This window comes from Chlorobium sp. (genome assembly GCF_036528655.1).
Taxonomy (GTDB): Bacteria; Bacteroidota; Chlorobiia; order Chlorobiales; family Chlorobiaceae; genus Chlorobium.
In genome coordinates, this window is sequence record NZ_JAIGND010000043.1 from 1 (window position 1) to 6,012 (window position 6,012).

Here is a 6,012-nt window from a genome sequence, read left to right on the forward strand (position 1 = left end):
GATGGCTCAATAGCCAAAAAGCTCAACAGAACTACCCGATCTCGCCCGCATCCATAAATCAGTGTACATCCGTGAAAATCCGTGGGCAAAAATCTTTTCTCTTCAATCCCCCGGGCTTCCGGCCCACGACCCACGACTCACATCCCACACTCTTCAATCTGTGCCAATCCGATTTCAATAAGCGGGAACCGCGCTCTTTTTCTTCATTGCTGGATAGCCCGACACCACAATAGCTGAAAAGCTCAACACAACCCCCGATCAACCCTCATCCATAAATCCGTGCTAATCCGTGGGCAAAACTCTTCCACTTCAATCCCTCCGTTTCAAGACCCTTGTTACAAGTTGAGCTGCAAAACAACGTCCCCTGAAATGCGTACTTGTTACAAGTTGAGCTGCAAAACAACGTCCCCTGAAATGCGTACCCGCGCCCGACACCGTCCCGCTGTTGTCCTGAAATGATCCGGTATTTCCCCGATTGCCCGATAATGATACGATTTGTGGAAAAAAGAATAGTCTAAATAAAAATAATAATAATCGCATAAAATATTATTCGATAAAGATATAGCAGGAATATAAAATCATTTCATAATTCGTGGCATAGCAGTTGATCCCTGATATCCGGAAAACAAAACTTTTCGGAGATCAACGATGAAACATCTGCTCAACACCCGGCTCGCAACACTCCTGACGCTTCTCCTGATAGCAATCATGCCGGCACCGGCACATGCAACGACCACCCTCCAGTCCGCTACCGAACTTGCCGAAGCGGAGCGCATCGCAAAGCAGTCGTATAACTTCATCATCTACACAAACAGCGTCTACGGTCAGCCCGTCGAAGACTCCGAAAAGCTCGCGAAACTCAACAGAATCAACAAAGAGGTCGACAGGCTCCGCAATGCATATGCGCTGAATCTTCCCAGGGTCAACAAGCTGCACATGGTTTCCAGAAGCCGCGGCATGTACAACCCGGTTCGCGACGAGATCGTCTTCTCGATGCGCAATGTCGAGCACACCATCCGTCACGAATTCGGCCACGTCATCGATATCAAGATGGGCGTCAACAACCGTGAGTGGAAGTCGCTGGTCAAAACAATGATCGACACCCGCAACTACGCTCCGAGCGAATATGCAAAAAACAACGAAGCCGAATACTGGGCAGAATCGTTCGCATACTTCACATCTCCCGAATACGGCAAATCCATAAAGCCGTTCCCGGCAGAACTCGAAGCCCACATAATGGCAGTTCTCGCTAAAATAAGCGACAACCAGAACGCAACCAGGATGCTCGCAAACAGAGGGAGGTGAAAAATTTTGCTGGAATACAGGAAATAGTGTACATTTTCTCAGGATCCCCCATCCAGTTCAACCGTCAGATACCATATCAAGCGGATCCTCGCGATGCATTTGCAGTTCTTCAGATGCAGTTGCAGTTATGCACTTGTAACTGAAGAGAGCGGAGCTTTTTATCTTCTTTTTCCCTTCCCCCGTTCCCGAACGATATCAGAAAAAAACATGAATTATCCGGATACATGGCATCCGGCAGCAGCTTTCATGGCAATCTTCAGCCATCAGACCGTTTTTTCGTAACGCACGACACCAAACACATAACCCGATTTTCGGGCTTCCGGCCCGCGGCTCATCGCTCACGGCTCACGCCCATAACCTCCAAACCACGCAACCCCTATGAAAACCCCCGCTAAGTATCTCCTGCCGGCCATCATGGCCGCCATGGCCATGCAAGCACCGGAAACGGCCGCAGCAAACCCGACATCGCCGACCTATCTGCCGAACATCCACGGCAAATCCATCACCACGCCTGTGGCCTGGGGCGCCTCCAACAACGTCATCTTCATGGGCGTCGGCGGTACCTCACCGGCTCCGTACACCGATGACACCGACGGCGCCGCCGTGCTCGGCTTCGGCATCGGCGACCCGAAAAAGAATCTCGGCATTCAGGTCTCCCTGATTTCGCTCGATATCAGCGAATGGGAAGAATACTCCATGTCGGCGCACATCTTCAAAGATCTCGGCAATGCCAATGCCATCGGTATCGGAGTTGAAAACGTGATGATCACAGAAGGCGGTGATTCCGATGAGAGCTTCTACATCGTCTACAGCCAGGGAATGCAGTCCGATCCCTTCGTGAACGACGATACCGGCAACTCCAGGCTCCACTTCAGCATCGGCGCAGGTACTGGCCGTTTCGGCGATAAAAGCCCGCTGGATATAGCTGACGGAAAAGGGGAGCACGGCACCTACGTCTTCGGCAACGTCGCCTATGAAGTTGCCGATGCCTTCAACCTCATCGCCGACTGGAACGGTCTGAACCTCAACGCGGGTGTTTCCAAAACCTTCTGGCTCGGCTCCTTCCCGCTTGCCGCCACCATCGGTGCCGCCGATCTTACCGATAACTCCGGCGACGGCGTTCGTTTGGTCTTTGCCGTCGGTACCGGCTTCAAGCTGTAGTATGCAGTATCAACCAAACAGCAACACTAAAAAAATCAGGAGACAGATACATGAAACAACGACTTCTTCGCATTGCGATTCTGATGCTGTTCCCGGCAGCCTATGCCGGATCCACGATTAATGCCGCTGTTCCAGCGGGCAGTAATCTGTCGGATGTAGCCGCTCAGGCAGCCGTCTCGGCAACCGTTGCACCAAGTGTCGGCAGCGCAGTCAGCTCCGGCGGCGGTCTTCCCGGCCCGGAACCCGGTGATCCGGGTGCACCTGGCGATCCCGGCACACCTGGCGACGGCAATGGCGATGGCCAGGGCCAGGACGGTAGCGATGATAACAAAAACAAAGACTGATATTCCACCCGACAACCGTCCGCCCTCATTCTCAGCAAGCTGCCCCAGACAATGGGGCAGCCTGTATTTCCCCCCTCAATCCTCCTCCCTCCTGACTCCCGTCTCCCGGCTCACCCTCTCCATCAGCACCTTAGCCGTGAACGGCTTGCTCAGAATGTCGTTCCCCGAAAGTGCCATAACCTGCTGCTTCACATGATCGCTCGTATGCCCCGACATGAACAGCACCCTCACCTCCGGCAGCAGTTTTCGTACCTCCCCGACAAATTCCACGCCGTTCATGCCCGGCATCATAATATCCGAAATAACCAGATCCGGAACCACAGCCCCATCGACGACCATCCCGAGCGCCCTGTCGCCGCTCTCGGCGCCCGTAACCTCGTACCCCTGCATCTCCAGCGCATGCATCATGAACTTGCGCACCATATCGTTATCCTCCACAACCAGCACCCTGTACCTCGCCTCGCCAGGGCTGCATGAATCTGCCGCACCGGGTGCCGCAGCCGACTCCTCAAGCGCCGGAATCAGCACCCTGAACGTAGTGCCCCTGCCGGGCGTGCTTGTCGCCTGTATGTTGCCCCGATGCTGCTTGACGATTCCGTACACGCTCGGCAGCCCCAGTCCCGTTCCCTTGCCGGCACCCTTCGTCGTAAAAAAAGGCTCGAAAATCCGCGGCAGATCCTCAGCCGCAATTCCTTCCCCCGTATCGGTCACCTCCAGCGCAGCATACCGTCCCGCAGGCAGACCATCCGAAGGCTCCTGCAAAACAACAATCGAGGTTGCAATGCGCAGCCTGCCACCCGAAGGCATGGCATCCCGAGCATTCATCACAAGATTCATAATAACCTGCTCCAGCTGGCTCGCATTCCCGAGGATGCGCGGCAGCTCCGCATCAGGCGATAACTCCACCGCCACCAGGCTTCCCACGCAACTCTGTTGCAGCCTGCAGGCTTTTCCCACCACCTCGTTCAGATCCACCGGCTCAAGCTCCAGCGTCTGTCTTCGGCTGAACGCCAGCAGCTGCCAGATCAGCTTTCTTGCGCTCAGCGAAGCCTCCCGGATCATCCGCGCCTCCTCCCGCTGCTCTTCCAATCCCGAAAGCTCGCTCTCAAGCATCTCCGCATACCCCAGCACCGGCGTGAGCAGATTGTTCAGATCGTGAGCAATACCTCCGGCAAGCCTGCCGATCGACTCAAGTTTCTGCGCCTCCAGCAACTGCTTTTCAAGTACCTGCCGCTCCTCCATAGCCCGCTTGCGTTCCGTTACGTTCCGCATGAACACCAGAGCGCCCGCTTTTCCGTTATGCAGGAACGGAACGGCGGAAATTTCCACAGTCGCCAGCGACCCGTCCATGCGCACAACTGTCTCCTCGACAGCCTCCACCCCAAGCCGCAGCTCGTTCAGTTGACCGATGCGTTCGGCAACCAGCTCCCGGAAATCCGTATGGAACCGCCCGATGACCTCGCGGTCCAGCAGCTCGTCCTGAACCCGACCCCCGAAAATAGCCATAGCCGCCGGATTCAGGTAAGCGAAACGCCCATCCGTCTGTATGAAAATCCCCTCCGGAGCGGCCTCCACAACCGAGCGGAACTGCGCCTCGCTTCTGAGCAACGCCTTCTCGAACTCCTTGCGCTTCGAAACATCCTGTACCGAAGCAATCATATACAGAGGCCTTATCGATGCATCCTTCACGCATACGACATCCATCTGCACGGGAAAGCGCGAACCGTCCCTCCGCAGCCGATCGGTCTCGAAACTCGTCGTCGACTTGTCATGCAAAATCGCAATCTGCTTATGCACATAATCATGAACATCAGCAGGGTAGAGCTCCAGCAGCGCCCGACCCGTCAGCTCTTCCGGCGTCATACCATGAAGAGCGGCAAAAGCGGGATTGCACGCCGTCATCGTATTCGTCGAAGGATCGCCAACCGCAAGCCCGTGCGCGCAATAGCGGAACGCATCGGCCCACAGCCGCAGCTGCATCTCCTCCTCGCGCCTTGCGGTAATGTCGCGAGCGACGGCAAACAGGTTTCCGTCATCTGCAGGAGAAGCATTCCATTCCAGCCAGAGATAACGGCCATCCTTTGTCCGATACCGGTTCACGAAATGCGCCGTACTGCCCCCCGCAAGCTGCCGCTCAACCTCCAGACGAGTCGGTTCCCTGTCATCCGGATGGATAAGCTCCCGGTACGGAATCGAAAGCAGCTCATCCAGGCTGTAACCAAGCACCTGCTCCCACGAAGAACTCAACCGCCTGAAATACCCATCCGTAGAAGCGATGCAGACCATATCCGGCATAACCGCGAACAACGAACCCAGATGCGACCGCTCCAGCCGCAACTCGGCCTCCAGCCGTCGGCAATACGTCGCCAAAGCCTCGCTGTTCTCCGGAAGCAACGCACTGCTGCCGTCAGGAAGCGTCATAATATCTCTATTAAAAAATTGGGGTTAAAGGCAAGACACACTCAACAAATCTAAGCAAAAAACAGTAAAAAGGTAAGAATCGCCAACACAAAACCATCACACAGCAGATAATAACCGACTCGCCCTTCACCCCCGCTCGCGCCTGATCCCAAACACATTTCAGAGGGATGTCCCTCATTCCGGAAACTTTATATTTCAAATCCTGCTGAAAATCGTTAATCTCATGATGTATACATAAACACTATACATCATGCAGTACCTCATATCCGGGATCCTGGTCTACAGCCTTCTCATGGCGATTCACTACGCATTCACCCCCGGCAAAAAAGCAAAACGCGCCCTTCTGCTCCACATAACAACAGCCCTCCTCGCCACCCTCCTCCTCCTCCTCTGACACACCAAGTAGGGGACAGACCCTGATATTCCTCTTTTCAATCCATAAAAATCCGTAGGCAACATCTTCCTCTTCAATCTTCCGGCCCACCGCCCAAGGCTCACGGCCCACGTCTCCCGTCTTCCATCCGTGAAAATCCGCATTCAATCAGCGGGAACCGCGTTCTTCATCTTATGGCGAGATACCCCGACACCTCAATAGCAGAAAAACTCAACACAACCTCCGGTCAACCCCTCATCCAAAAAAAATCCGAGCCAATCCGTGCCAATCCGTGGGCAAAACTCTTCCTCTTCAATCTTTCTGTGTAAATCCGTTCCCAATCAGCGGGAACCGCGCTCTTCCTCTTATGGCTTGATAGCCCGACACCTCAATAGCCCAAAAGCATAA

Annotated in this window: 5 protein-coding genes; 4 read left to right on the top strand and 1 reads right to left on the bottom strand. The window is 54.6% G+C overall.

Features of this window, described 5'->3' with window-relative positions; translation table 11 throughout:
* The first annotated feature begins 648 nt into the window (after positions 1–648).
* The 3 genes from K4305_RS11310 (at position 649) to K4305_RS11320 (ending at position 2,810) form a co-directional block, all read left to right on the top strand.
* Positions 649–1,305, top strand: coding sequence for a hypothetical protein (locus K4305_RS11310; RefSeq protein WP_331562565.1), 657 nt, complete (start codon positions 649–651; stop codon positions 1,303–1,305).
* Positions 1,306–1,683: 378 nt separating this feature from the next.
* On the top strand, positions 1,684–2,466 hold the full coding sequence (locus K4305_RS11315; RefSeq protein WP_331562566.1) for a hypothetical protein: 783 nt from the start codon (positions 1,684–1,686) through the stop codon (positions 2,464–2,466).
* Between the two features lie 50 nt (positions 2,467–2,516).
* Positions 2,517–2,810, top strand: a complete 294-nt coding sequence (locus tag K4305_RS11320; protein WP_331562567.1) for a hypothetical protein — start codon at positions 2,517–2,519, stop codon at positions 2,808–2,810.
* A gap of 75 nt (positions 2,811–2,885) precedes the next feature.
* Here the strand turns inward: K4305_RS11320 and K4305_RS11325 are convergent, their stop codons facing one another.
* Positions 2,886–5,231 (bottom strand): PAS domain-containing hybrid sensor histidine kinase/response regulator, encoded by a 2,346-nt coding sequence (locus tag K4305_RS11325; RefSeq protein ID WP_331562568.1) that lies wholly within the window; start codon positions 5,229–5,231, stop codon positions 2,886–2,888.
* Between the two features lie 250 nt (positions 5,232–5,481).
* Here K4305_RS11325 and K4305_RS11330 point away from each other — a divergent pair, with 250 nt between their 5' ends.
* A complete protein-coding gene (locus K4305_RS11330) occupies positions 5,482–5,625 on the top strand; it encodes a hypothetical protein (RefSeq protein WP_331562569.1) in 144 nt (47 codons plus the stop codon).
* The last annotated feature ends 387 nt before the right edge of the window (positions 5,626–6,012 follow it).

What these genes read in the sequence shown, in the direction of transcription:
- K4305_RS11310 (WP_331562565.1), top strand. Translation starts at nt 649, where the DNA reads ATGAAACATCTGCTCAACACCCGGCTCGCAACACTCCTGACGCTTCTC.
- K4305_RS11325 (WP_331562568.1), bottom strand. Translation starts at nt 5,231, where the DNA reads ATGACGCTTCCTGACGGCAGCAGTGCGTTGCTTCCGGAGAACAGCGAG.
- K4305_RS11320 (WP_331562567.1), top strand. Translation starts at nt 2,517, where the DNA reads ATGAAACAACGACTTCTTCGCATTGCGATTCTGATGCTGTTCCCGGCA.
- K4305_RS11330 (WP_331562569.1), top strand. Translation starts at nt 5,482, where the DNA reads ATGCAGTACCTCATATCCGGGATCCTGGTCTACAGCCTTCTCATGGCG.
- K4305_RS11315 (WP_331562566.1), top strand. Translation starts at nt 1,684, where the DNA reads ATGAAAACCCCCGCTAAGTATCTCCTGCCGGCCATCATGGCCGCCATG.